Genomic DNA, 23,042 nt, shown 5'->3' with positions numbered 1-23,042 from the left:
TCAATGACCCAACAGAAATCGTCGACCACGGTCGGCAAGATGTTCATTCGCTGCGCCCAGTCCGCAGTAGCCGGAGCCGCTGTCTCATATGCGGCTAACCACTACGCGGTGGTGCCAATGCTTCACTCGCTCGCGCAGGCGGCTCTGCATCACGAGGCATTCGCCAGCGCAGGAGTCGGGGAGCGGCTGTTCGCGGTACTCGCCGTCGCCGCCGTGCTGTTCGCGGCGTCGATTGCTACAGAGCGACGTCGAAATGCGTTCCACGATGCGGTCGCATCGTGCTGCCGTCGCGTCGTGCGCTGGCTGATGGCCGGCGCCGCCGCGAAGGTGTGTTTCCTCTGCGGCGCGCTTGCCGGATTCGGCGGGTGGGGCTGGCTTGCGGGTCTGCTGACCCTGGCGATGTACGCGGGCATTTTCGTGTGCATCAGAGGTCTGGTCGTGTTCGCACAGACGCCTCCCCGTACCCGGTCGCATTGACCACGTGGCCGCCCTGGTGGTGTGGCGGCGTCTTCTTTTCTTCCCACAGCGGGCGCAGCCCGTTGGGGGCTGCTCCGCATTTCATATCGGAGCTTCACATGGGTTCAACTGTATTGACGGGCAAGCAGGCAGCCGCATTTCGGACGGCCGACGGCGAATGGATGTTCGCGCTGTTCGAGCGGACGTACGAAAAAAACTGCTATCCGCACGATGACCGCTGGTCGGCGATCGCATTCGGTCGCTATCGCGATGTGATGCGCCGGGTGTTCCGACACGCGACCTCCTGCGAGGGTGGCATGTTGCAAAGCCGCGCGGGCAACATCCGGCCCGAAAACTACATCGCAACGTGGCGATCGGTGCTGGCAAGACCATTTCGTCTTCCGGACCGCACGATCCGCCTGGACGTGTCGAAGTCATACCGCGCGTCGCTTCCAGAAGGCTCGCTCGATGATGTACGCAAAAGCCTGGTCGCGGTCGGTCTCGGTGACCGTGTCGAGAGATCGGGAGCGGAAAAGCCGAAGTGTCGTTGGTCGCTGACGCTGCGCTTCTGGAAGTGATCTACGGCGAGAACGGGCCGCTAAGCGTCTGGCGTGTGCTCAAGTCAATGACTGCTCGAGCGTCGCTGTCGATGATGACGTGATACTACCGAGCCGATCACCGTCTGCAATGGAATGCATGCCCGCGGTGAGGTGCTACAAGATCGACGACGAGCACAGGCTTGTCTCGCTCAATGGGAAGCGTTGGGAAAACGCTGGCTGGCAGTATTCGGCGATCGGGAGCTTCATCACGGATTTTGCCTATCCGATTGAAATGGAAACGCCCGGTTTCGCGAAAGCTGCTATCCCGGTGTACCGTGATCTGATGAGAAACGCTGGCCAGTTGCCAGCGGAGACAATCATTGAAATCACGCGTATGCCCGAGGGTCTTGAGGACTATTGCCGGCGCGCTGCCGACGAACTGGCGGGCTATCTCGGCCTTGCTGACGGCGAGGGACGAGCGCCTGAGCGGTTCAGCTTCCGGTTTGGCGACGTGCCTGCCGAGCCGCGCGGTTCTGCCATGTACAAGCTGTGCAACCTGCGAAGCCAGCAGCTGACGTGGACGTTGCCTCAAGACACGGCTGCGACGCAGCAGATCGACAATGAGCCCTCAACGGACCTTGCCCAACTGATCCTCGAACTGGATTGATTTCTGACGACAAGCGCCGCCCCGAAAAAGGGGCGGCGCTTTTTTTTCACCAGTAGCGGCGACGGTGACGCGCGTAGATGGCGGTCGCGAGCAGACCAACGAAAAGCGCTTCGACACCCCATTTCAACCAGTCGCTGTTGATGAGCGGATCGCCCATCGGCCGGAAGAAGTCGTCAGTGTCGCGACCCCCGCTAGCGATGCTGTCGAGCACCGACCAGATCGACGGCCAAGCGACGACGAAGAAGCCCGCGATGAGGGGCAGGGCGAAGTCGTCTAGGAACCGCCACGCTGCGAAAAGAATTACCGCCGAGAACAGGATCGGTACCGCCGCGGTGCACACCGATGAGAAGCTGGCTCCGAGAGAACGCGAGATCCAGAACAGACCACCAAGGATGGCGAGAACAATCAGGACGATGATCGAAGATGTAGCGTCGTTGCGCATGGGAGGATGCCTTTTCAGTTAGATGGGGTGGAAAAATGGGAAGGCGGATAAAGCCGCACGGTATTCAAAAAGCGAAGGCCTCCTGGACCGGGACGCGGAGGGACGAAAGGTCAATAATCTGCAGGGACATGGTGCGTAACCGAAGAGAGGTGTTGATTCATCTTCGCAGCTACAGCGCAAAGTCAAGGCGTCGTCGTTGGCGAGCATGGTTAGACGCGAACCGAGCCCGAATGAGGCGTCTTTTCGAGGGATTGGCGCTCGGGGGCGTCGTTAGAATGGAATCTCTCTCAAGTTCGTGACCACCCTCGGAAGAACGAACTCTTATTTGCCAGCCTGCGGGCTGGCATTTTTTTGTCTGTTGTTATCGCTGCCGGTGAGAGAGGGGCTGAAAACCGAAGCATTGCGGGTATGACAGGGACCTGGCGCGGATAAACTGCTTTCATTCCCTGCGCTACTGCGCATCGACCTCCAGACGATCCTCCAGAGGACCGTCCAATTTTTTCTCTCCAGCCATTCACTCGCTGAATGGATCACTGAAAAGGCTGACGTTCGCGTCGGCCTTTTCCTTTTTGCCGATGGATTCTTCCATCGTTTGTAGCAAGCCGTAGCTTCAGGCCGGATCTGTCCGTCCTCATTCATGTACCCATCTGGGAGCCCCCTCCCAATGGGAACGGCTCCCTTTTAAAGGAGCCGCACCATGCTGCAGAAAGCTATCGTTTCCGAAGAGTTGGTCCGCCGTTTGGCACTCTCACAAAATCCGTCGAGGATTTCTGAGAAGTGGGGGTTTCGCGAAAAGCAGCGTGTTTCCGCGCAAGCTGTCGCAACGCTCCCGATCAGACAGTTCGACGCCACCATTCTGTATCTGTGGAGTGATGGAACGGCCACCGTGAAATTCGACTTTGATATTCCGTTCTGACGCCGAGCGAGAGCTCGTCAAGAGCGGTCGAGTCGATCTGCATTACCTCACGCGTCTGCCGTCGTAATCCCTGTTTGCGTGCTTCAGCGCGTGTGTACTGGCAGTGCCGAATATGACGAGCTCACGTCTTCCTCTCGTCGCTGCCCACTGAACCACATTTCTTCCCCGTCAGGGCAACCACCCTGACGGGTCGGTTGCTCGTCAACTCGTTGAGGCAACCACCATGTTCAAGCTCTTTATCAGCATCGCTCTTCTTTCACTTCTGACTGCGTGCGCTAGTGCGGATTTCGGCTCGCCGAACACGTACCAGCGTTACGACGTGCAGCATCTCGGCCAGATGGAAGAGGCGACGATCCTGCGCGTGCGTCAGATCACGATCGAGTCCAGTTCCGACTCCTCGGGGCTGACGTCGATCGTCAGTGCGGCAGCAAGCGCGTTTCTCGGCTCCCAGGTCATCGGGAACGGGAAAGGCCGGTATGTCTCGGGCGCGCTGTCTGGCGCTGCTGCGGGCTTCATCTCGCAACACGTGAGCGCGGCGATGTCACGTCACAGCGGCATCGAAGTTTTCTTGCGTCGCGCCAACGGTCAGACCGTTGTCGTCTCGCAGGTTGACGATCAGCGTTTCGTCCCTGGCGAGCACGTTTATCTCGTTTCCAGTGGGTCCGGCTACCGGATTACCCACTGATCTTTTCGCGCGCCGTAAACGGCGCGTTTCCCTTGCGGGGCAGCCCCGCAAGGGAGCTGCCTCGTCTCATCGAGGCAAATCATGAAATTCCCGAAACTGTTTTACTCTGACCGCCGCTCGGCGGGTGCGGGCGCGAAAGCAGCGCTCCATCAGCAGGCAACGCGCGTCCTTCGACGCGTCGCGCAGGATCTGCGTCTGCGTTCCCATGAAATCGTCGTGCAGCCGTCCCGGCGCAATCTGCCGGGTCGCGTGTCTCTGCGTACCGATACGCTCTTCCTCGATGTGCTGGATCATCAGTGCCAGCAGCGTGTGGCCTTCAGCTTCCGCACACGTCGCGGTCGTGCTGACGTGACGGGCGGCGGCGAGAACTACGTGCCGATCGAGCAGATCGAATCGGCCCGCGGTTACGAGTCTTTTCTCGATGGCCTGCGTCTGGCTGGTGGCATCGACACCTCTTCCGGAGGTCGTCAATGAAACTGGCGAAGGTCAAAGTCGAGTACACCGGCGGCACCACGATCACGGAACGGGTGACGCTCGATCTGGCGACGGGGCAGGTCACACTGCCGCCGCGTCTGCATGCGCTTCTGAAGGCGATGGATGAAACCGAGTGTTCGCCAGCTTTCGGGCTCGAATACGGCGGCATGGTTTTGCCGGTTGCTGTGTCTGAGGGCACTTACAAGGTGTCGATTCCGACCGAGCCCGAATCGGGCATCGGACATATTCTCAACGCCATCGTTTATCCGTCGAAAGACCAGCGCCAGCAGAACGGGCGATACCTGCATACGCTCTCGGCGGCCTCCATCGGCGGCGCCGTTGGCTATGCACACGCCGCGCCGACGCTGAATTTTCAGACTCTGGTCGGCGCAGTGGGTCTCGCCGGACTTGGGGTACTATTATGGTACGTTGGTTTCAGGGCAATGAAAGGAGAATGAAATGGGTGCGACTATCTTCACTTTGGTGCTGGGCGTGTCCATTGCAGCCTTCTTCCTGTGGACAAACCATAACGGCGAAAAGCGCGATCGCGAACGCGATTGGGGCAAGTGATTAGCGACGTGGCCTAGCCGCGTCGCAGAAGTAGAGCCGCGCCCTTGGGGGGTTGCGGCTTTTTTTTCGTCTATACGCCATCTGACGCGTCCTTCGGGGCGCGTTTTTCTTTGGAAACCAGAATGCAACAAGTTGCCCTGAATCTGGCCACGGCCAACGCTGTCCCCGCTGTTACCAGCGCTGTGAGCACCATGCCCCCTCGCGACCGACTCGACACGACTGGAAAGACGGTCGGCGATGTCTACAAGGCATTGTGCAAGGCGTTGTATGGTACCGAGCTTGAACCCGAGTGGCTCTCGCCGGCGAACACGCTGGATGATGCCGACGAAGAAACGAGCGGCGCGCGTCTGGCAAGACTGTGGCCTGACGATAGCGTGTGGAACCGGCTCGCCGTCTCGGTCGATATCGGACGATCCGAAGGCTGGATCGTCAACGTCGACTGGATCTACCGGACGGAGACCGCGCAGTCGCACCGGCGCGGTTACGCGGTGATGCCGATGCTGCGCGCAAAGGTCTTTACGTCAAACCATGCGTGGGATCTCGCGCGCTTCATCGCTCACGCGCTCGACGTCGCTTAACGCTTCCCATTTTTCGCGCCTTCTGGCGCTCATCCCTATGCGGGCATTCGGCCCGACAGGGAACGATTGCCCGCATCGTTTTCGGAGCAATCATCCATGTACCACCTTTCTTTCGCTGGTCAGAATCTATTCCTCGGTACGCTGCTCGAAGTGCTGGCAGTTTTCAGAACCGATTCCCGCCTTTCCTCCGTTGAATCCTCAGAGATCGTGCTCCTGCACGGCGGCCAACCCGTCGAGGTCACCCGCTACAACGGCAGCCTGACCGTCCGGCGTCCCGGCACGGCGCGCGATGTGTTCCTGTCCATGGTCGATGAGATCGATGGCGCATACTTCCGGCCAAACGGTGTGAGCCAGGCTGCATGGCAGATCCGTCGGTCGCACTGGAAGCTGCTCTACGACGTGTTCGAACTCACGTCGAGTCCGCGCTTCATCTTCTCGTCGGACCAGATCGACGCAGCTTCGGACGGGCGAGGGAATCTCGGCCTGCATGACCTGCTTCAGGCCGAATGCGAGCGCCGGTTCGGCTTTCGCTACGCCGGTCCGGAATATGGCCGCACGCGCGAGCGCAACGGACGGCACGAAGTGCACGTTGCGTACGCGCTCGCTGAGGGCTTTCCCGTTCCCGAAGCGGTGCTCGCTGAATACCGCGAGTTGCCGGAGAAGTTTTCGACCGACGTGGCGTGGGGCCAGGTGCTGCTGTCCGTACCGGAACTGCGCGGTGCTATGTCTCCTGACAAGGTGCGTGTTCTCGCAAGCATCATGTCGCGCGAAAAGGGATGCATAACTTCCCGGAACGCGGCGCTGCTCGCGATGGTCATGCGGCTTGCGCCGAACAGGCCGACGTATGTCGAGGTCGATGACCTGCTGTTGCGTCACGGGCTGGTGGAGCCGTACAGCCTGCCGGAGCGTTACGCGAGCCCGCAGCCGCTTGGCAGACCCGTTTCGAAGTTCGCCGAGGTCTACCGCAGCAGGATGGCGGATCACCGGCGCGACAGGGCAGTCATGCAGTTGCGCAAGGAGCGTGCGGAAGAACGCATCTCGCAACGTCACTTCGACCAGCGGATGCAAATTGCGCAGCTTGAGTATGGCCGCGAGACATTTGCGTTCGGCAACGAGATATCCGAAGCGATCGACAGCGGCGATCTGCGGTTTCTACTGGACCTGCTGGACTGTCCCGATGAGCGCAATCGCGTCTCCAAGCAAACGGTGCGCGAGGTGTTTGGCGTGAAGCTGCTCGGCGTGCGCGCTGCTGCCCGTCGTCGGGCGATTTTTGCGCTGGCGGGATTCAACGAGGCGTTCCAGCGGGAGTGGGATGCGGCGGGCACGCCTGAGGCGCGCGAGCAGCTCGTGCGCACACACACGGCGCGCATGCCCGCCGGGATTCATCCGGCGGTCTTTACCCAGTCTCTGGTGGCCCATCACGTCTGATAGCCATTTCCTTGAACACACCCGGCCTCGCGCCGGGTTTTTTTATTGCCCGTCCGCCATGGAATCCGGCCTCGCGTCCGTCTAAGACGGTACAAAAAAGCGACGATTCTGGCTTTTCGCCATCGTCGCGCAGCCTACACTGGGGTCATCTCCCGCGTCACTGACGCATCGACCTTGCCGACTCGTCGGCATTTCTTTATCGCCCCTCAGGGACCACGTCCCTACGGGCGTAGTCCTTTCGGGGCTTTCTCTTTTCAGGAAAGCCATCATGAAAGTTACGCCCGCACAACTGACCGAACTGCTCACGCTGTATGTCCCGAAACGTCTGCCGGTGTTGATCACGGGTCGACCGGGTATCGGCAAGAGCGATATCGTCGAGCAGGTCGCGCACGCGACCGATCACGAACTGCTCATCAGCCATCCCGTTGTCGAGGATCCGACGGACTCGAAAGGGTTGCCGTTTCCGGCGCCAGACGGCTTGAACGCGAAGTTCCTGCCGTTCGGTGATCTCGAACGCGCGATGAAGGCGAGACGTCCGCTCATCTGGTTTCTGGACGATCTGGGGCAGGCCTCGCCCGCCGTTCAGGCCGCCAAGATGCAACTGCTGCTCGCCCGCCGTATCGGCGAACACGTCTTGCCGCCGCACGTGACGTTTCTTGCGGCGACAAACCGCCGGACCGACAACGCAGGCGTGACGGGGATCCTAGATCCCGTCATTTCCCGCTTCGCAACCGTGGTCGAGCTGGAAGCGACGATCGACGGCTGGACGAAGTGGGCTGTGCGTAACAATGTGCCGCCCGAACTGATCGCGTTTCTGCGATTCCGTCCGGACTTGCTCTCGGTGCAGAAGACGTCACGCGATATCGAAAACACGCCGAGTCCCCGCAGCTGGGGGTTCGTCGCGAAGACGATGGGCGTGGTGCCGAAACACCTGGGGCACATCTCGCATGCGGGATCGGTGGGCGAGGGCGCTGCAACGGAGCTTGTCAGCTTCCTGCAGATATACCGCGAACTGCCTAACCCCGATGCGCTTCTGGCTACGCCCGACAAGGCGATGATCCCCCAGACGCCGTCGACGCTTTACGCAATCGCAACTGCTCTGGCTGCTCGCGCGACGGAAGCCAACTTCGATCGAGTCGTGACCTATACGGAACGCATGATCGAAGCGGGCCACCGCGAATTCGCGGCGCTACTCGTGCGTGACGCATTGGAGCGCACGCCGGAAATCGCCAACTCCTACGCCTTCATCAGGGCGCAGGGCGGCGAGATCGGCGCAATCATTAAAGGCGGCTGATCAGCCTTTCCATTCCACTTCTTTCCCAGCTTCATCACTCATGGCTCTGCCGCGTCCGCGAGGACGCGCAGGGCCATTTTTTTCGCCTCATCCATTCATTTTCTATACGGAGTTTTTTCATGAACACCAACATCCAGTCGAAAGTCATGCTGTGCTCGGTCACGATCTCTACCTGGGTTGCCCGTCGATTCGATGGCAAGGCCACCGAAGAGGTCGAAAACAAGCACCATGCAAAGGGCATCGGCAGATTCAACAAGCGCCTGCTGCCCGAAAACTCGCCCAGTTTTCAGGAGGTGGTGACGCTCGCAGGCCGCATCCGGAAATACTTCTACGATCACTCGTTGAAGTACGACCAGCTTGGGGTGCGGCTGCTGCCGACGATGATCTACATGGAATTCGCTGACCGGATGCGCTCGATGAAAGACGAGTTCGATCTGGCGGTATCCGTGTTTCTCACGGACTACTTGGACCTGAAGGAGCGCGCCCGTTCGGAACTGAACGGCCTGTTCAACGAGGCGGATTATCCGACCCTCGCTGAACTGTCCTCCAAGTTCGGCGTGAAGATGGCCGTGCTGCCGTTTCCTGACGCCAGCCAGTTCGGCGTCGACCTGCCTGCAGACGTGCTAACGACGCTGAAAAGCGAACTCGATGAGCATGTGCTGGCGTCGATCGCGACCGCGAACGAGGATCTCGTCGAACGGATGTATACGGCCGTTTCGCAGATGGCGTCGCGGCTGTATGCGACGGGCAACGTGCGTCTGGACGTTGCCAACAACGTGCGCGATCTGTGCGCGTTGCTACCGAAGCTCAACTTCTCTAACGATCCGAAGCTCACGCACATCCTTGATCAGGCGAAGACGCATCTCGCCGTTCACACGGGCGCGGACCTGAAGGAGTCGAATGTTCTGCGTTCCCAGGTGGCCAGCAAGGCACAGGAGATCGAGGGGCTGATGGCCGCGTTCATGGGCATGACGCCGGCAACGGAGATCGAGCCCGCGGACCAGAGCGCGCAATTGCGCCTCGTTGCTTAAGGGGGCGCTCATGGATCGCACGGTGACGGTAGCTGGCAATGGCGCGGTCCATCCGCGCATTGCCAGACAGCGTACTGAGCTTGTTCTGTCCCAACCGTTTTTCGGGTCGCTCGCACTGCGCCTGAAGATGGTTGAGGACCGGTCAACGAAGGAATGCTGGGTAGACGGGGAATCGTTGGGCTACAACCCCGAATATGTCGACAAGCTGAGCGACCTGGAACTGCGGGGCGTGCTGGCGCTGAAAGTCATGCAGGTGGCCAACGGTCATTGCTGGCGTCAGGGTGCGCGAGAGAGCGGGCGATGGAGTGACTCAAGCCAATACGCGATCTCTCCGATTCTCACTTCGTCGGATTTCGTGTTGCCGAAGGGCGCGCTGCATGACGCACGCTTTGCTGGAAAGTCGGTCGAAGAGATTTATGGCGCACTGACTCAGGAGGCAAAGCAGAAACAGCCCAAACCTGAGCAGCAGCCTAAACCTAAGTCCGATCAGCAGTCGCAACAGCAGCAGCCCAAGCAGGATGGCCAGTCGTCAGCGCCGGATGCAAAGGGTGGCAGCAAGGCTGGTGACAAGCCCAATGGCAAGGGTGGCAATCCGAACCCGCAGTCGCAGGCAGGTGGTGGGCAGGGTGATCCAGAGACGTCTGCTGGTTCATCGTGCGGTGAGGTCCGCCAGTACTCGGGGACTGACAAGCCTGTGAAGGAAGCCGAGTGGAAGGTAGCTGTCGTGCAGGCCGCAAAAGCGGCGCAGATGCGCGGCAAGCTGCCGGGCGACCTGCAGGCGATGGCTGGCGAGGCAGTACGGCCCGTTGTTGACTGGCGCGCGGTGCTTCACCGCTTCGCGCAACAGTCATCGCCGACGGACTACAGCTTCGCCCAGCCGAATCGCCGGTACCTGCATCTGGGGTTCTACCTGCCCTCTTTGAACACGCCGGCCGTTGGTGATGCGGTGTTCGTGCGCGACTCCAGCGGTTCGGTGTTTGACGAGACGCAGGCGCAGTTCGATGCCGAGATCCTTTCGGTGTTCCATACGCTCAAGCCAGCGCGGTTGATCGTGATGGACTGCGATGTGCGCGTGACGCAGGTGCAGATTTTCGAGCGTGGCGACTCGCCGGAGATCAAGCCTGTGCGCGGTGGAGGCGGTACGGCATTCACTGATCCGTTCAACCGCGTGGCAGCCGACGGAATGAATCCGGCCTTTCTCGTCTATCTGACGGACATGGTTGGTGCTTTTCCGGCGTCGGCACCGCATTACCCGGTGCTGTGGGCGTCGACAACACCGCTTACGCGGGCACGCAAAGCGCCATTCGGTGAGACGGTCGAAGTTATCTGCTGATCGACTCCAATTCTTTTAATCCCAACCCGGCCTCGTGCCGGTTTTTTTTTCGTCCGCGCCGCGCTAAGCGCGCCATCTGGACCACAGATTTCGCGACGGTGCGGCGGAAAGCTATACGTTTTCGGGGGGCTTTCCGGGTTTCCATCTGTAACGCGTTACACGGCGACGCGCCGCAACGATACCGGCCCGGATAGCCAACGACGAAGATCATCGCCGAATGTGGTCACCGCACAACGCGAAAGCCGCGTGATTTCGTGCCCCTTTTGAAGCCTGCCCGGCAATGCCAGCGAGAACAATAGTCGCATGTTAGACCGCCCACAAAGCCGCTCATGCAAGACCCTCACGACGATTCGTTGCTGAAGCTTCAGCCGCTAAAAGCAGAAGCCGTCGCCATGTTCTTCGAGGCGTTGAACCCGCTTAAGGAACTGCTCGACGCGCCCGATCTCGCGGAAATCATGGTCAACGACCATCGCAACGTGTGGATCGAGCATCGCGGCGTGATGTCTCGCGTCAATGTAGACCTTCGCCCGGAGCACCTTGAAGGTGCGATTCATTCGCTCGCGTCATCGGTGGACAAGTCGGCACACGCGGGAAGTGACAAGGGAATCATCAACGCCGGTCACAAGAACCTGCGTATTGCTGCGGTTATGAATCCGACCGCCATCGATGGGCACGCGCTCAGCATCCGTAAGCACCGCGAGTCGAAGATGACGCTCGACGACTACGTCAGCATGGGCGCGTTCTCGGCGGCAAATGCGCGCCCGGCGGAAGCGGAAGCCATTCATTTCGAGGAAGGCATTGAGGATGAAGCGCTCATGCGCGCGTTGAAGGCGCTCGTGCAGTCGCGGAAAAACATTCTCGTCGCCGGCGGAACGTCGGCGGGCAAGACCACGTTCCTCAACGCACTCGTTGGCGTCATTCCCGAAGACCAGCGCGTGATCACCATCGAGGACGCGATGGAACTGAAGGTCCAGGTTCCGAACCGTGTGCGCCTCCTGTCCAACGCCGATACGAACGTCACGACGCAGCTGCTTGTAGCGCTGTGTCTGCGTTTCAGACCTGACCGGATCATCGTTGGTGAAGTCCGCGGTGGTGAAGGTTACGACCTGCTCCAGGCACTCAATACGGGCCACGACGGCGGCCTCGCGTCGCTTCACGCCAACAACGCGCGCACCGCACTGAGCCGCCTGGAGAGCCTCGCGATGCTCGGCATACCGACAGGTTCCCGCTGGGAACTCGACGACATGCGGAAAAACATCGCCGACTGTTTCAACTACGTGGTGCATTTCAAACGCACGGGCGAGATGCGGCACGTCTCCGAAATCCTCGAAATCCGGGGCTTTCGAAACAACGACTATGACCTACGACGAGTTTTTTAACGGGAGCACCACATGAAGCAAGGGAAGTTCTTCAGTACAGCCGCAGCAGTCGCCAGAAAGCTGCGCCCAGGCAAGCCGATGATTGTCGGGGCGCTGCTGAGCGTTGCCTCCGCAGCGGCGATGGCCGCAGGCGACTACTCGTCGTTGACAGGCCTGACCGACATCATCTGCACGATCAGTAACCTTATCAGCGGTCCGTACCTGTACGGCATCGGCATCATCCTGATCGTGATCGGCGGGGTTGCCGTTGCGAATTCGGAAAGCAACATCGCCAAAACGTTCTCGGTCGTGCTGGTCGGTCTGGGTATCGCCTCGGTCGCGGTGCCGATCATGCGCGATCATTTCCACATGGCAGCCGCCTGCTGATATGCGCCAGCACAAGGTCAGCCGCGGGCTCTCGCTGCCCCGCCAGATGGGCGGGGCGGACCGGATGCTGGCGATCCTGAACGGCACCCTCACGGCGCTGCTTACCTACACGAGCTGGACGCCGTCGTTCCTGGTGCTGGGCGTCGTTGTGCACTTCTACCTGCGGTGGCGAAGTTCAAAAGACCCGTGGTGGCGGCTCGTCATGCTCATCTACAACCGCTATCCCGATGTCTATGCGCCCGAGCCTCACGGCAAGTTCAGCGCACGTTTCAAGCGCCCCTACGGGTTTGATCAGGATCTCCCATGCTAAGAATGCCATTCACGAAGCGCGCGGTGCAGGAAGTTGCGCCGTGGATGACGCTTGTCACGCCGGAGCTAGTACTGGACAAGGATGGTTCGCTCGTCACCGTGTTCGAGTTCGACGGCATCGACGCAGATACGCCGAACCCCGGCGACATTACGGCCGCGCGCGACAACCTTGATCACGCATGCCGGAATTTCGATCACCGGGTCACCGCATGGTGGCGCGTTTCGCACCGGCGCGTGAAGGGCGGAGTCGAAGGTGACTTTGCCGCCGAGGCCGACGCGCGCATCGACGCCATCAACCAGGCGAACATTGGGAGCGGGAAGTATTTCCGCAACTCGCATTCGCTCGCGCTCGCGTTCACGCCGGAAACCGGTTTGTCGCGCATCTTCGACAAGATCGGCTATCACATGACGGTCGGGGGCAAGAACGTTTTCGTCGCGCTTTTTGAGGCCGCGAAGGATATGGTGCTTGCCCGCAGCGCCTTTGTTTTTGACCTCACAAAACTGCAGAACGAGATCAAGCGGTTTGAGGCAGTCATTGACGGGTTCACCGGCGGCGTCACGCGTCTGAAAATGAAGCGGCTGCAACTTCAGAACGCGCTGTCGTTCCTGCATCAGCGGGCAAATCCGAGCACGCCCAAGCGCCGCGTGCGCTACCCAGTCACGATGCTCGACACCCATCTGACCGAAACACAGGTCACGATCGGCGCCGAGCAACTGATGTTTAAGTCGGCACACGGCAAGGTGTACGCGCGAATCATTGGCGTGAAAGAGTGGATGGGCTTCCAGGAAGCGGCGCTCGATGTGCTCTCACAGGTTGATGCCGAGCTCGACGTGTGCGTCATGTTCCGCTTTCTCGACACCTCGCGCGCGAGCGCATATATCCGGAAGATCCGCGGCTTCTACAAGGCCGCCGCGTTCAACCCGGTTGCGATCCTCAAGCAGTGGGCGACAAAGGAAGAGCAGAAGAACGACGAAGGCCGCGAGCAGCTTGCAAAAGAGGCCAGCGAGGCACTTGCGAAGCTGGAGGCCGAAGGCCAGCAGTACGGGTTTGCGAACATCTCGGTCATCGTCTACGGCAACACGCCTGAGGAATGTGAAGACGCCACACGGCAGGTCGTCGGCGTCATCGGCAATGCCGGATTCGGCGTCATCGTGGAAAAAGACAATCTGTTTGCTGCATGGTGTTCGACTCTGCCCGGGCGCTGGGATCAGCAAAAGCGCCTGCAATTCGTTGAAACTCCGGCCGTCTCCGACATTGCGCCGCTGTGCAGCGTCGGCGAGGGCTCGACCGTCAACGAGTGGCTGACGCAGCAGTCCGGCAAAAAGACCGGGCCGCTCACCTGCCTGCCGACGCGCCATCGCACGCTGCAGAACGTCGATCTGCACCATCCCGGCGGCAAGGCACACACCCTCGTCGTTGGTCCGATCGGCGCCGGCAAGTCGGTGATTCTCAATTACCTGATGTCGCAGACGGGGCGGCACGGCGCGCGCCGCATCCGCTTCGACAAGGACCGCTCGACGCGCATCCCGACGCTGCTCGGCGGCGGTCGATTCATCGACGCGACGGGCCGGTTTGAGGCGGCGACGTCGGTCAACCCGCTGTCACTGATCGGCGAGGAAAAGCACTGGCCGTACGTAGCGGAGTGGGTGAAGCTCGTCATCGAGGGCGAGGACTACACATGCACACCGCAGCAGGAAACCGACATCTTCGAACGTATCCGTACGCTGGCGACAGCATTCCCACGGGAGAAGTGGCGCTTGTCCGGGCTGATCACGCTGCTCCCCGCCGAGCTGCGCGAGCGCCTTGCGGTCTGGACCGAGGGCCAGAAAAACGGCCGATTCTTCGATCACGTGGAAGACGGATTTTCTCTCTCCGATGACCTGTCGATCGAGATGGGCGACCTTTTCCAGAATTTCCCGGTGGCGGCAGCGCTGTTCATGGACTACGCGTTCTACCGGATCGCGCAGATTCTCGACGGCAAGCGCTACACCGTGATCGAAATCGAGGAGGCCGGGTTCTTCTTCACCTATCCGAAATTCTACGCACGACTCGAAATCTGGGCTGTGACCATCCGGAAGCTCAACGCTGCCCTGCTGATGGCGACGCAATCGCTGGGCCAGCTGGCGCGCGTGGCGAACTTCGAAATCATGAAGGAGAACATCCCGAACATCATCTATCTGCCCAACAGCGACGCAATCAACAACCAGGCGTTGTACCGGGACATTTTTGGCCTGACCGAACACCAGATCCGGATGATTTCGAACGCAGTGCCAAACCGCGATTACCTGTGGGTGACGTCGACGCAGACTCGCATGCTGCAGGCAACCTTCCCGAAGGAATCGCTTGCGTATCTCCGCTCCGATGGGCGCGCGCAGGCAATTCTCGACAAGCACGTGAAGTCAGGCGTCGACAACTGGCAGGACGAATACGTGCGCGACGTGCTCGCGAATGCATAACGTCAGTCTTACTCCTGAAAATCTCACCATGACAAACAAACTGCTCCGCACCGTGACGGCTGCCGCCGTCCTGACCCTCGGCCTTGTGCAGCAAAGCGACGCGACGCTGCCTGTCATTGACCCGACCAACCTCATACAGAATACCTTAACCGCAATGGGCGCGATCAAGGGTGAGGTTTATCAGGACACGAACCTTACCTACCAGTATCAGATGATGTTGAACCAGTTGAAGCAGGCGACGAACCTGAATCCGGCAGCGATGCTCGCGCAGGCCAACTCGATCACGAACGACATCAACACGCTGACGAAGTACACCGATACGCTGAAGTCGCTGTACGGTGGCCTGCAGTCCAACGCCGAGTACGCAACCAAGGTACAGGCGCTCATTACCCAGTCGGGCAAGACGCCGAGCCAGTGGTTTGCGGACCAGAGCACCCTGATCAGCAACAACGACAAGACGGCCAAGCAGCTGTTCCAGATGGGCAACGACGTCATCTCGCATGTGAGTACGCTTTCGAAACGTCGTCAGGAGATCCAGGACCAGCTGAACATGTCGCCGACCGCGGAGGCGACGGCTCAACTCACCACGCACCTGCTGGACATCGTCGCGAGCCAGAACAGCGACATGCTGCAGATGATGGCCGCGAAGCAGCAGAGCGACGCCGTCGCGAAATCGACCCAAACCGCAGACGATCAGTCGCGCAATGCCGCGAAGGCCGCGCTTCAGGTTCAGTTGGACAAGGAGCGCGCGGCTTATAACGCAACGCTCGGATCTTCAAACGTGCTGGGGCAATAAGTCGTGAGCCATTTCTTTCTCAGGCGGCTGCTCCGCGTCCTGCTTCCGCTCTGTCTTGTGCTTGGCGTGGCACTGGCAACGCCAGCAGCTTTCGCAGACGACAACATGACGCTGCCCGACGGTTCCACACTCGATACTGGTAGCAGCACGTCGGGCTCATCAACAACAGCGCCGCTTTCAGGCAAGGACGGTGATTGGGCCAAGGGGGCGGGCGATGCTCAAAGACAGCTCTCGGGGCTGGTTGGAAATCTGATCCCGACCGCCGTCTCGGTCAGCAACACTGTTCTCAAAGAGTCCAACAAGTTCGCATGGGGACTCGGCGTGATCACGCTTGTGCTGGCAGGCGTGCGGTTTTCTGGAACACACAACCCCATCACGGCGTGGGCGAGCCTGTTTGAAGAAGTTGCCGTTCTCGGCATATTCGTTGCGCTGTACCTCGGCTATACAACGTCCGCGCCGGGCTTCTGGACCTGGTTTCAGGACTTGGCGACGAGTATAGAAGGCGGCACCAACAACGACATATCGACGCAACTCTCGACGCTCGGAGGCAGTTTTCTTGATGCCGTAAAGGCAAAGGTTCTGAACATCAAGTTGCTGACCGACTTCAACGGTACGCTGACGGACGTCGTCGCGCTCTTTTTGGCTTTTCTGGCGATGTGCGTGGCCTCGATTGTCTTCATGTATTACTCCGCAATCGGCCAGATTCATGCGGCGGTCGGTATTGTGCTGGGGCCGATTGCAATGGCGCTCGGCTTCTCAAGCTACACCCGCAGCTACTTCCAGCGCTGGCTTGACTGGATGATCAATGCGGGAATGTACGTCGTCATGGTGGCGGTGCTGTTCAAACTGATGGGCGGAGCGGTCTCGAGCGCGGTAGGCCAGGCCACGTCGAACGGTACGAAGACCCAGCTGAGCGCCGGATTCGCCTTCGACCTCGCGCTCTTTCTCTTGATGCTGTCGTTCGAGATTCCAAAGCTCGCCGGGATGTTTGGCAGCGGTTCGGGGGCGACTGGCACGAGCGCACTGAAGACCGCGATGAGGTTCATCCCATGAGCGTCGTTCACCGTCCGATGAAGGCCAGTGACCTGCTGGCCACGCATGAAAAGCGCATCGAACTGGTGCGGCAGTGCGCGAACGAAAGCACCGAAGCCGAGTTTGAACGCAAATGGCTGTCGGTGCTGCGCCGGTGCGCGGCGTGGTTCTCGTCCATGCCGCTCACGCCTGAGCTGCACGCCGAACCGGGCGGCGCATTCCGCGCGACTATCGAATCGACGTTTTACGCCATGCGTCTCGCCGGCGGCCAGAAGTTTGCCGCCGACATGACGTCCGACAAGCGGCGGCGTCTGGAGCCGCAGTACATCTACGCTGTGTTTCTTGCCGCCGCCTGTTCGTCGCTTGACGAGCCCTGCAGGCACTTCGAGATCGTGCGGGTAGTCGATCACCTGGCCTGGAGTCCGGCTGCACATGGAGCGTTCGGCAACTGGGTGGGCGAGGGTGACTATCTCGTACAGCGACGCGCGACCCCGCTCAAAAGTGAACGGATGCGCACTGCGATGTTCGCGCAAACCGTCATCACGCCCGAACTGCTGTCAGGACTGGACAACGCAGTACTTGCCGATCTTTTTGGCGCGATCAACCCGGAGAAGAGTCCGCAGGGCTTTGAGGCGCTGGTGCACAAGGTGGTGCGCCAGGCGATGGACGTTTCGGTCGAATTCGAGCGTAAGGCGCAGCGCGGCGTATTCGCGCCAGTGAAATTCGACGTGCCGTCCGCGGTGCATGTGGCGCTCGAACTGCAGCCGCAGGTCGTCGCGGCAACACTGGTTCCGCCCGCCTCAACGGAAGCGGCACCGCTCGCACCGTCCGCGGAGACCGCCAGTGAGGCGGCGGTGGCACCTTTGCCGTCCGGCAGCGCGGCCCAGCCGACCTCCGGTTCTGCCTCGGGCGGCCCACAGCTTTCCCAGTCGTTGCTCGATGCGTTGGAGCGCAGCGAAGCTCAGGCCGCCACGGCGGCCGCGACTGGCCCCGTCGATCCGTCAGCCGTGCGCGCAACGGCGGCGGCCGCCGTCGATCCGACCCAGATGGCAGCGGGCGCGCCGACAGCCGCGCGCCCGAGTCGCAACGGCCCAACGGACGAGGAACTGACCGAAATACTCGGCCCCGGCTCCGCGATGATGCGCGAGTTCTTCAGGGCCCTTGCCGGTGATGTGGCTGCGGGCAAGGCGAAGGTGACGTGGGAAGAGAAGGGGCTGGCCGTGCAGAAGCGTCTGATCGGCGGTTACGGCATTACGAGCGATACGCTCGTTGAGCAACTCAGGAAGCGCAGCCTGCTGCTGCGCGCGGCTGGTAACGACATCTGCATCGTTGAGCGTGCCGGTCGTCTGATCATGGAGCGCCCGGCGGCATGAACTACATCAACCACTTTCGCCCCATCTACGAGTTCCGGCCGTTGATCGTCTGGCCGGTCGTAATCGTAGGTATCTTCACATCGGGCATGCCCTATGGTTGGGCGTTCGCGCTCGTATGCTTCGCGTTGCTGGTCATCCGCGGAATTCAGGTTTGGCGGGCGATCAGCTTCCGTATGGCGATCTCGACCAAGTGGCTTAGCAAGATCCATATCGGCAAGCTGCTTGAGACGCAGCGCAAGATGCGTGAGCGCGAAGACTCGATGTATCTCGGCACCGGCTTTGAATGGACTCAGAAGCACACCCAGATCGCGCACGACATTCTCCGCATGCCTGTTACCGATATTCCGTCCTTGCCGAAGTGGCTGAACAAGACTGATCTGGGCCGCAAGACGGAAGCGCGGATCGAGCGGCTCTTCGCGCCACGCGACAGCATCCGGGACCGCATGCCGCAAGGCTCGTCGTGGATTCACGGCATGGAGCCCAAAAAGGTCCGCGTGCCGTTTCACTACAAGGCGATGGGCGGCCACACGCTCGTTGGTGGTACGACCGGCGCGGGCAAGACCCGCACGTACGAGGTGATCTCGACGCAGGTCATCCACAACCCGAAAGACGTGCTGATCATCGTCGACCCGAAAAACGACGACGACTGGAAGAAGCGTGTGGAGAAGGAGTGCGCACGCGCCGGCCGTAAGTTCCTTTACTTCAATCAGGCGAAACCGCACGAGTCCATCCGCCTGAATCCGTTGGAAAACTGGTCGCAGCCTTCTGAAATTCCGTCGCGGATTGCGCAGTTGATGGAGGAGGGACCGTTCCGGGATTTCGCGTTCCTGTTCATCGACCGTGCGGTGAAGGGGGAACTGTACGTCGGCGACAAGCCGAATCTGCGCTCGATTCTGAAGTACGCGCAGTCCGGTATCGGCACGTTGCTGGAGCGTGGCCTGCGCCGCTTCTTCCTAGAAAACGGGATGGCGAACTGGGAAGAGTTGACGGTCGCGCAGACGGTGAAAGACTCTGTCCGCAAGAACGACATTTCGCTCGTCGACGGAATGGCCAAGCTGTACATGGACCGCTTCGCGGCGCACGATCGCGGGCACGAGACCATCGACGGGCTCATCGCGACGCACACGCACGACCGCGAGCACTACATGCGGATCATCGCGTCGGCGTTGCCGCTACTTCAGATGCTGGCAACGGGCGAAACCGGGCTCATGCTGGCGCCGAAGGCCGACGACTTCGAGGACGAGCGCGAGATCTGGGACATCGACAAGATCATCAAGCAGAAGGCCGTGCTGTACATGGGCCTCGACTCGCTGTCGAACAACATCGTGCAAAAAGCGATCGCGTCGATGGCGCTGTCGGATGTCGCGGCGGTGTGCGGCTCGATTTACAACTTCTATGCAGAAAAGCCCGACGTCGTTCTGATCATTGACGAGATTGCCGAAGCGATCAACGAGCAGGTGATCCAGATTCTGAACAAGGGGCGTGGCGCGGGCTTCAAGGCGTTTGTTGCATTCCAGGCGCGGGCCGACCTCGAAGCCAAGCTTGGAAACGCCGCGAAAATGCTGCAGGTTTTGGGCAACCTCAACAACCAGGTGATCCTTAGACTGGAGGATAGCGATACCGCCAAGTGGTTCTCGGACAAGGTGGGGGAGACAGCGATTCGGGTAGTCAACATCTCGAATAGCACGAACACCACGACCGAAGCGCATGCGATGGAGTTCAGCGGATCACAGTCACGCACCCTTCAGCTTGAGAAGGTGCCACTGATTCCGATGCCCCTGATCCACCGGTTGCCGAACCTGCAGTACTTCATGCGCATCTCCGGCGGTGCCGTCTACCAGGGCCGAATCCCCATTATCGAAGGCTGAACCACACCCTATGTCCGCTGTTTTCAAAAACATCATTCGCGATCACAAGCTTTCGCACAAGCTGGTCCCCGTCTTCAACATTGCGCCGGATCTGGAACTCGCGTGCTCACGCGTTGCCGATTTCGTTGGCGAGCGCTTCGTTGGAGACAGGGGGCCGCTGGCCGCAGAGATGATCGAATCGGCGCTGGCGAGCTTCAAGCGAGCCAAGCGTACCGGCGATCAGCACGTCGCATTCATGCAGGGGCTGTTCGAGCCTGCCAAGTCCCTTTACGCGCGTCGCTATGTTGCGCGCCGCGGTGACAAGATCAGTGTCTGGTCGCCCATGCTGGAGCCGATTCCCGCTTTCGAGGAGCGGCATCAGAACAGCGAGCTGGAGATGGTCGACGAGCGTTGCCCGGAACACATTACCGAGCGCACCGCAGCTTTTCAACTGGCGTCGCGCGTCTTGCAAGGCGAAGCGTTCCGTCGCTACTTCGAGGAATACGATGTCGCTCACCGCTACGACAATAGCGAAGTTATCCCGGGCTGATTACGACACGGCCCGGCGCGCGCTCGACACGGCGAGCGCTTTCGACGAGCCGGACGAGCCGCCGCCCGAAGGGTTTAGATGGGGCGCGGGCGCGCGGGCCTACGCACTGGCGTCGATCGCCGTCAACCGACCTTTCCTGTTCTGGGGCGGATTGCTGGCGGTTGCCGCAATCCCTCTTCTCGTCGTGGTGAGGCTGATCCATGGCTAGCCGGTTTGGTTCGCATCTGAAGGTCTGGTTTCTCCTCGTTCCCGTCCTGTCGATTGCAGTCATGCCTGCGATTCCCGACCGCAAGCTTTTCGAGGTGCCAGACGCCGAAACCGAATCACTCGTCGCGTCGGTCGGGCAGGAAAGGGCGGACGCGGCCGTCCGCTCGGCGAACGAACTGTTCAAGCGCTCATTTGTGGATAACGGACTCCTGCACCGGACTCTGGCAGCGTCGGGCAACCTCAACGGATTCAATGACGGCGGCATATCAAACTTCTCGGCTACGTGGACGGAAAATTTCTGGCTGCTCGCTTACCGGGCGATGTTCCGCGCGATGGTCATGAAAATGTGGATCGTGGGCACGCTGTGCTTTGCGCTTGGCATGTTTATCGACGGCACGGCGCGCAGAAAGATCAAGGCAGCCGCGGTCGGCTATGTCAGCCCGCTCTCCTTTCATCTCGCAGGCCACGGCCTGATGATCGTCACCGGCACCTTATTTGAGGTACTCGTCGCTCCGGTGCCCGTGCTTGCTGCTTACTGGCTGATTGTCGCCGTACTTCTTGGCGCGCTGCTCTGGAAGGCCGCTGAGTCGTTTCAGTCCGCTCGGTAAGTCATCTAACAAAGCGGATCGGCGTGGCCCGGTCCGCTTTTCCTCTGCTTCTCTCCCATTTCGCTTTTCGTCATGCCGGACTGCCGCTCCGCTGTCCTGCGGTAGCTCCTTTTCGCCGCCGGCCGGTGACGCGGAAGCGGCCTTTCGCCTTTAAAGGCTTGTGAAATAACGCGTGTTTCGGGCGCTCTGCGCCCGGTGACGACGCAACAATTGCATTGGTGGGGACGCGATGTGCGTGCCCGATTACCAACGATGAAACGACACAGGTCCACCAAGGAGAAACGGGCATGAGCACCACCACTGTGGCAGATACCGAACTGGAAAGCCCCGTGACGGCAGATGCGCAGAATTCCGCTGCAACTGCCGCTGCTGCTGCGGCCGATTTGAAGACGCTGGCCCAGACATCGCGCGTGGGTGGCGAGGCTGGTCACGACGGCGCCGAAGAGGGCGAGCGCGAGATCGAAAGCGAGCTGACGCAGATGGAAGCGGACGCGGACCGTCTGCAGAAGGAAGGCGTGATCACGCCTGATGACGCGAACATGAAGCGCGCCGAGGTTGAAAAGGCCCGCAAGCTGTTCCGGGATCTGCCGGCCAGCGAGCGTATCGCCATCATCAAGCGCCGCCGTGAGCTTGGCCGACAGTTGATGGAGCGACAGCTTTCCGGCGCGGCAGTCGTGCCCGCGAACGTTCGCCTGAACCACACGCGGCTGAAGCCGCTGTTCGAGCAATGGTGGCCGTACCTCAACCGCATGAGCGTGAACATGCAGCGTTTCGGCGACTCGACGTTCGGCGAGGGCGACAAGACCGCGGTGAACAGCTTCTTCGAGAAGCAGATCAAGTCGATTGAAGAATATGTGGATGAAGCGCTGCGCGTTGCCATAGGCTTCCGCGAGAAGAAGGAAGCGGAGCTTCGCGAAGCGGGCGAGTTCGTGTTCGAACCGTCGATCCCGATGCCGGCGCTGGACATGACCGTCGAGGTCTATACGCGTTTTGCGATGCGCGTGCTGTCGGCGATCATGAAGTTCGACAAGGTGATGGATCAATTTGACTTCATGGTCTGGAACGGCATTCGCGACCAGTCGGACGTCGATGACGAAACGGTGCACTTCCTGAAGAAAGTGAATCCGCTCGGCGTTCGCGGCTACATGACGCACCTGCGCCTGATGACTACGGTCCGCGGCCTGTAAGGGGGGGCGTCATGCTGGACGAACTCAATCCGCAGCAGCGGGAAGTCGCCCAGTTGCGCCAGAATTGCGTGGCGATTGCCTGCCCCGGCGCGGGCAAGACAAAAACGATCGCCACCAAGGCCGCGCTGCTGCTGCAGGACAGCGCGGCTGTCGTGGGCGCGGTGACGTTCTCGAAGGACGCGGCTGTCTGGCGACAATTGCCTCTGCCGGTAGCGACAACTAGATTTGCCGGTTTCCGGCGGCCGAACTGTTGAGGTTCGGGTCGTCGCTATCATGCGGCTCCTTGCGGAGCCGGCATGAAAAAAGACGGAGAAATCAAATTGTTGCGGGAAGAACGACGGAAAGGGGTAACCCAGAAACTGGCTGCAGCGCGTACGGGGATGAGCGAGCGCACAGCCCGCAAATACGAACGTGCTGGGAAGTTGCCCAGCCAGATGAAGAAGCCGCGCACGCATCGAACGCGCGAGAACCCGTTTAGCCTGGACTGGCCATGGGTCGAGGAGCAACTCCAGCGGGAT

General features: G+C 60.5%; 26 protein-coding genes and 1 pseudogene. 26 read left to right on the top strand and 1 reads right to left on the bottom strand.

Features of this window, described 5'->3' with window-relative positions:
* Positions 1-3: 3 nt before the first annotated feature.
* The 3 genes from BMW76_RS37670 to BMW76_RS37660 all read left to right on the top strand — a co-directional run bounded on the left by BMW76_RS37670 (position 4) and on the right by BMW76_RS37660 (position 1,662).
* Positions 4-477 (top strand): hypothetical protein, encoded by a 474-nt coding sequence (locus tag BMW76_RS37670; RefSeq protein WP_143062426.1) that lies wholly within the window; start codon positions 4-6, stop codon positions 475-477.
* Positions 478-638: 161 nt separating this feature from the next.
* Positions 639-1,034 carry a hypothetical protein gene (locus BMW76_RS37665; protein WP_143062425.1) on the top strand — a complete coding sequence of 132 codons (396 nt, stop codon included), beginning with the start codon at positions 639-641 and terminating at the stop codon, positions 1,032-1,034.
* 118 nt (positions 1,035-1,152) lie between these two features.
* Positions 1,153-1,662 (top strand): hypothetical protein, encoded by a 510-nt coding sequence (locus BMW76_RS37660; protein WP_090873832.1) that lies wholly within the window; start codon positions 1,153-1,155, stop codon positions 1,660-1,662.
* Positions 1,663-1,708: 46 nt separating this feature from the next.
* Here the strand turns inward: BMW76_RS37660 and BMW76_RS37655 are convergent, their stop codons facing one another.
* Entirely contained in the window at positions 1,709-2,104 is a 396-nt protein-coding gene (locus BMW76_RS37655; protein ID WP_090873831.1) for a hypothetical protein, read from the bottom strand.
* A gap of 697 nt (positions 2,105-2,801) precedes the next feature.
* Here BMW76_RS37655 and BMW76_RS37650 point away from each other — a divergent pair.
* The 23 genes and pseudogenes from BMW76_RS37650 to BMW76_RS37540 all read left to right on the top strand — a co-directional run.
* On the top strand, positions 2,802-3,020 hold the full coding sequence (locus BMW76_RS37650) for a hypothetical protein (protein ID WP_090873830.1): 219 nt from the start codon (positions 2,802-2,804) through the stop codon (positions 3,018-3,020).
* A gap of 223 nt (positions 3,021-3,243) precedes the next feature.
* Positions 3,244-3,705, top strand: a complete 462-nt coding sequence (locus tag BMW76_RS37645) for a hypothetical protein (protein WP_090873829.1) — start codon at positions 3,244-3,246, stop codon at positions 3,703-3,705.
* Positions 3,706-3,786: 81 nt separating this feature from the next.
* Positions 3,787-4,179, top strand: a complete 393-nt coding sequence (locus tag BMW76_RS37640; protein WP_090873828.1) for a hypothetical protein — start codon at positions 3,787-3,789, stop codon at positions 4,177-4,179.
* Positions 4,176-4,637, top strand: a complete 462-nt coding sequence (locus BMW76_RS37635; RefSeq protein ID WP_090873827.1) for a hypothetical protein — start codon at positions 4,176-4,178, stop codon at positions 4,635-4,637. The genes BMW76_RS37640 and BMW76_RS37635 overlap by 4 nt, the downstream gene beginning before the upstream one ends.
* 234 nt (positions 4,638-4,871) lie before the next feature.
* Positions 4,872-5,327 carry a hypothetical protein gene (locus BMW76_RS37630; protein WP_090873826.1) on the top strand — a complete coding sequence of 152 codons (456 nt, stop codon included), beginning with the start codon at positions 4,872-4,874 and terminating at the stop codon, positions 5,325-5,327.
* Positions 5,328-5,423: 96 nt separating this feature from the next.
* Positions 5,424-6,755: a hypothetical protein gene (locus BMW76_RS37625; RefSeq protein WP_143062424.1), complete on the top strand. Its 1,332-nt coding sequence runs from the start codon at positions 5,424-5,426 to the stop codon at positions 6,753-6,755.
* A gap of 268 nt (positions 6,756-7,023) precedes the next feature.
* Entirely contained in the window at positions 7,024-8,049 is a 1,026-nt protein-coding gene (locus tag BMW76_RS37620) for a P-loop NTPase family protein (RefSeq protein ID WP_090873824.1), read from the top strand.
* Positions 8,050-8,168: 119 nt separating this feature from the next.
* Positions 8,169-9,080: a hypothetical protein gene (locus BMW76_RS37615; protein ID WP_090873823.1), complete on the top strand. Its 912-nt coding sequence runs from the start codon at positions 8,169-8,171 to the stop codon at positions 9,078-9,080.
* Between the two features lie 10 nt (positions 9,081-9,090).
* On the top strand, positions 9,091-10,413 hold the full coding sequence (locus tag BMW76_RS37610) for a vWA domain-containing protein (protein ID WP_090873822.1): 1,323 nt from the start codon (positions 9,091-9,093) through the stop codon (positions 10,411-10,413).
* Positions 10,414-10,742: 329 nt separating this feature from the next.
* The gene (locus tag BMW76_RS37605) at positions 10,743-11,792 is read left to right on the top strand and encodes a CpaF family protein (RefSeq protein WP_090873821.1); all 1,050 of its coding nucleotides are present in this window, start codon (positions 10,743-10,745) and stop codon (positions 11,790-11,792) included.
* Positions 11,793-11,804: 12 nt separating this feature from the next.
* Positions 11,805-12,158 carry a TrbC/VirB2 family protein gene (locus tag BMW76_RS37600; RefSeq protein WP_090873820.1) on the top strand — a complete coding sequence of 118 codons (354 nt, stop codon included), beginning with the start codon at positions 11,805-11,807 and terminating at the stop codon, positions 12,156-12,158.
* A gap of 1 nt (position 12,159) precedes the next feature.
* Complete coding sequence (locus BMW76_RS37595) at positions 12,160-12,468, top strand: VirB3 family type IV secretion system protein (protein WP_122984699.1); 309 nt, start codon at positions 12,160-12,162, stop codon at positions 12,466-12,468.
* The gene (locus BMW76_RS37590; RefSeq protein ID WP_090873819.1) at positions 12,462-14,924 is read left to right on the top strand and encodes a VirB4 family type IV secretion system protein; all 2,463 of its coding nucleotides are present in this window, start codon (positions 12,462-12,464) and stop codon (positions 14,922-14,924) included. The genes BMW76_RS37595 and BMW76_RS37590 overlap by 7 nt, the downstream gene beginning before the upstream one ends.
* 28 nt (positions 14,925-14,952) lie before the next feature.
* The gene (locus BMW76_RS37585) at positions 14,953-15,720 is read left to right on the top strand and encodes a type VI secretion protein (protein ID WP_090873818.1); all 768 of its coding nucleotides are present in this window, start codon (positions 14,953-14,955) and stop codon (positions 15,718-15,720) included.
* 3 nt (positions 15,721-15,723) lie between these two features.
* A complete protein-coding gene (locus BMW76_RS37580) occupies positions 15,724-16,773 on the top strand; it encodes a type IV secretion system protein (RefSeq protein ID WP_245763557.1) in 1,050 nt (349 codons plus the stop codon).
* Complete coding sequence (locus tag BMW76_RS37575) at positions 16,770-18,125, top strand: TraI domain-containing protein (protein ID WP_090873816.1); 1,356 nt, start codon at positions 16,770-16,772, stop codon at positions 18,123-18,125. Before BMW76_RS37580 ends, BMW76_RS37575 begins: the two co-directional genes overlap by 4 nt.
* The gene (gene traD, locus BMW76_RS37570) at positions 18,122-19,993 is read left to right on the top strand and encodes a conjugative transfer system coupling protein TraD (RefSeq protein WP_090873815.1); all 1,872 of its coding nucleotides are present in this window, start codon (positions 18,122-18,124) and stop codon (positions 19,991-19,993) included. The genes BMW76_RS37575 and traD overlap by 4 nt, the downstream gene beginning before the upstream one ends.
* Before the next feature lie 10 nt (positions 19,994-20,003).
* Positions 20,004-20,522, top strand: a complete 519-nt coding sequence (locus BMW76_RS37565) for a hypothetical protein (RefSeq protein ID WP_090873814.1) — start codon at positions 20,004-20,006, stop codon at positions 20,520-20,522.
* Complete coding sequence (locus BMW76_RS37560; RefSeq protein WP_090873813.1) at positions 20,479-20,730, top strand: hypothetical protein; 252 nt, start codon at positions 20,479-20,481, stop codon at positions 20,728-20,730. Before BMW76_RS37565 ends, BMW76_RS37560 begins: the two co-directional genes overlap by 44 nt.
* Entirely contained in the window at positions 20,723-21,337 is a 615-nt protein-coding gene (locus BMW76_RS37555; protein WP_090873812.1) for a DUF4400 domain-containing protein, read from the top strand. Before BMW76_RS37560 ends, BMW76_RS37555 begins: the two co-directional genes overlap by 8 nt.
* Positions 21,338-21,624: 287 nt before the next feature.
* Positions 21,625-22,524: an ATPase gene (locus BMW76_RS37550; RefSeq protein WP_090873811.1), complete on the top strand. Its 900-nt coding sequence runs from the start codon at positions 21,625-21,627 to the stop codon at positions 22,522-22,524.
* A gap of 11 nt (positions 22,525-22,535) precedes the next feature.
* Positions 22,536-22,712, top strand: a pseudogene (locus tag BMW76_RS37545) (UvrD-helicase domain-containing protein); the annotation flags it as partial.
* A 108-nt stretch (positions 22,713-22,820) separates the two neighbouring features.
* On the top strand, positions 22,821-23,042 hold a 222-nt coding region (locus tag BMW76_RS37540; RefSeq protein WP_143062423.1), incomplete at its 3' end, for a helix-turn-helix domain-containing protein.

Source organism: Paraburkholderia diazotrophica (assembly GCF_900108945.1).
Classification (GTDB): Bacteria; Pseudomonadota; Gammaproteobacteria; order Burkholderiales; family Burkholderiaceae; genus Paraburkholderia; species Paraburkholderia diazotrophica.
Note: the sequence above shows the minus strand (reverse complement) of the source record. Positions and strands in the feature narration are given on the sequence as shown.

What these genes read in the sequence shown, in the direction of transcription:
- BMW76_RS37585 (WP_090873818.1), top strand. Translation starts at nt 14,953, where the DNA reads ATGACAAACAAACTGCTCCGCACCGTGACGGCTGCCGCCGTCCTGACC.
- BMW76_RS37590 (WP_090873819.1), top strand. Translation starts at nt 12,462, where the DNA reads ATGCTAAGAATGCCATTCACGAAGCGCGCGGTGCAGGAAGTTGCGCCG.
- BMW76_RS37650 (WP_090873830.1), top strand. Translation starts at nt 2,802, where the DNA reads ATGCTGCAGAAAGCTATCGTTTCCGAAGAGTTGGTCCGCCGTTTGGCA.
- BMW76_RS37600 (WP_090873820.1), top strand. Translation starts at nt 11,805, where the DNA reads ATGAAGCAAGGGAAGTTCTTCAGTACAGCCGCAGCAGTCGCCAGAAAG.
- BMW76_RS37665 (WP_143062425.1), top strand. Translation starts at nt 639, where the DNA reads ATGTTCGCGCTGTTCGAGCGGACGTACGAAAAAAACTGCTATCCGCAC.
- BMW76_RS37560 (WP_090873813.1), top strand. Translation starts at nt 20,479, where the DNA reads ATGTCGCTCACCGCTACGACAATAGCGAAGTTATCCCGGGCTGATTAC.
- BMW76_RS37610 (WP_090873822.1), top strand. Translation starts at nt 9,091, where the DNA reads ATGGATCGCACGGTGACGGTAGCTGGCAATGGCGCGGTCCATCCGCGC.
- BMW76_RS37605 (WP_090873821.1), top strand. Translation starts at nt 10,743, where the DNA reads ATGCAAGACCCTCACGACGATTCGTTGCTGAAGCTTCAGCCGCTAAAA.
- BMW76_RS37635 (WP_090873827.1), top strand. Translation starts at nt 4,176, where the DNA reads ATGAAACTGGCGAAGGTCAAAGTCGAGTACACCGGCGGCACCACGATC.
- BMW76_RS37550 (WP_090873811.1), top strand. Translation starts at nt 21,625, where the DNA reads ATGAGCACCACCACTGTGGCAGATACCGAACTGGAAAGCCCCGTGACG.
- BMW76_RS37575 (WP_090873816.1), top strand. Translation starts at nt 16,770, where the DNA reads ATGAGCGTCGTTCACCGTCCGATGAAGGCCAGTGACCTGCTGGCCACG.
- BMW76_RS37620 (WP_090873824.1), top strand. Translation starts at nt 7,024, where the DNA reads ATGAAAGTTACGCCCGCACAACTGACCGAACTGCTCACGCTGTATGTC.
- BMW76_RS37630 (WP_090873826.1), top strand. Translation starts at nt 4,872, where the DNA reads ATGCAACAAGTTGCCCTGAATCTGGCCACGGCCAACGCTGTCCCCGCT.
- traD (WP_090873815.1), top strand. Translation starts at nt 18,122, where the DNA reads ATGAACTACATCAACCACTTTCGCCCCATCTACGAGTTCCGGCCGTTG.
- BMW76_RS37595 (WP_122984699.1), top strand. Translation starts at nt 12,160, where the DNA reads ATGCGCCAGCACAAGGTCAGCCGCGGGCTCTCGCTGCCCCGCCAGATG.
- BMW76_RS37655 (WP_090873831.1), bottom strand. Translation starts at nt 2,104, where the DNA reads ATGCGCAACGACGCTACATCTTCGATCATCGTCCTGATTGTTCTCGCC.
- BMW76_RS37670 (WP_143062426.1), top strand. Translation starts at nt 4, where the DNA reads ATGACCCAACAGAAATCGTCGACCACGGTCGGCAAGATGTTCATTCGC.
- BMW76_RS37640 (WP_090873828.1), top strand. Translation starts at nt 3,787, where the DNA reads ATGAAATTCCCGAAACTGTTTTACTCTGACCGCCGCTCGGCGGGTGCG.
- BMW76_RS37660 (WP_090873832.1), top strand. Translation starts at nt 1,153, where the DNA reads ATGCCCGCGGTGAGGTGCTACAAGATCGACGACGAGCACAGGCTTGTC.
- BMW76_RS37615 (WP_090873823.1), top strand. Translation starts at nt 8,169, where the DNA reads ATGAACACCAACATCCAGTCGAAAGTCATGCTGTGCTCGGTCACGATC.
- BMW76_RS37625 (WP_143062424.1), top strand. Translation starts at nt 5,424, where the DNA reads ATGTACCACCTTTCTTTCGCTGGTCAGAATCTATTCCTCGGTACGCTG.
- BMW76_RS37555 (WP_090873812.1), top strand. Translation starts at nt 20,723, where the DNA reads ATGGCTAGCCGGTTTGGTTCGCATCTGAAGGTCTGGTTTCTCCTCGTT.
- BMW76_RS37645 (WP_090873829.1), top strand. Translation starts at nt 3,244, where the DNA reads ATGTTCAAGCTCTTTATCAGCATCGCTCTTCTTTCACTTCTGACTGCG.
- BMW76_RS37565 (WP_090873814.1), top strand. Translation starts at nt 20,004, where the DNA reads ATGTCCGCTGTTTTCAAAAACATCATTCGCGATCACAAGCTTTCGCAC.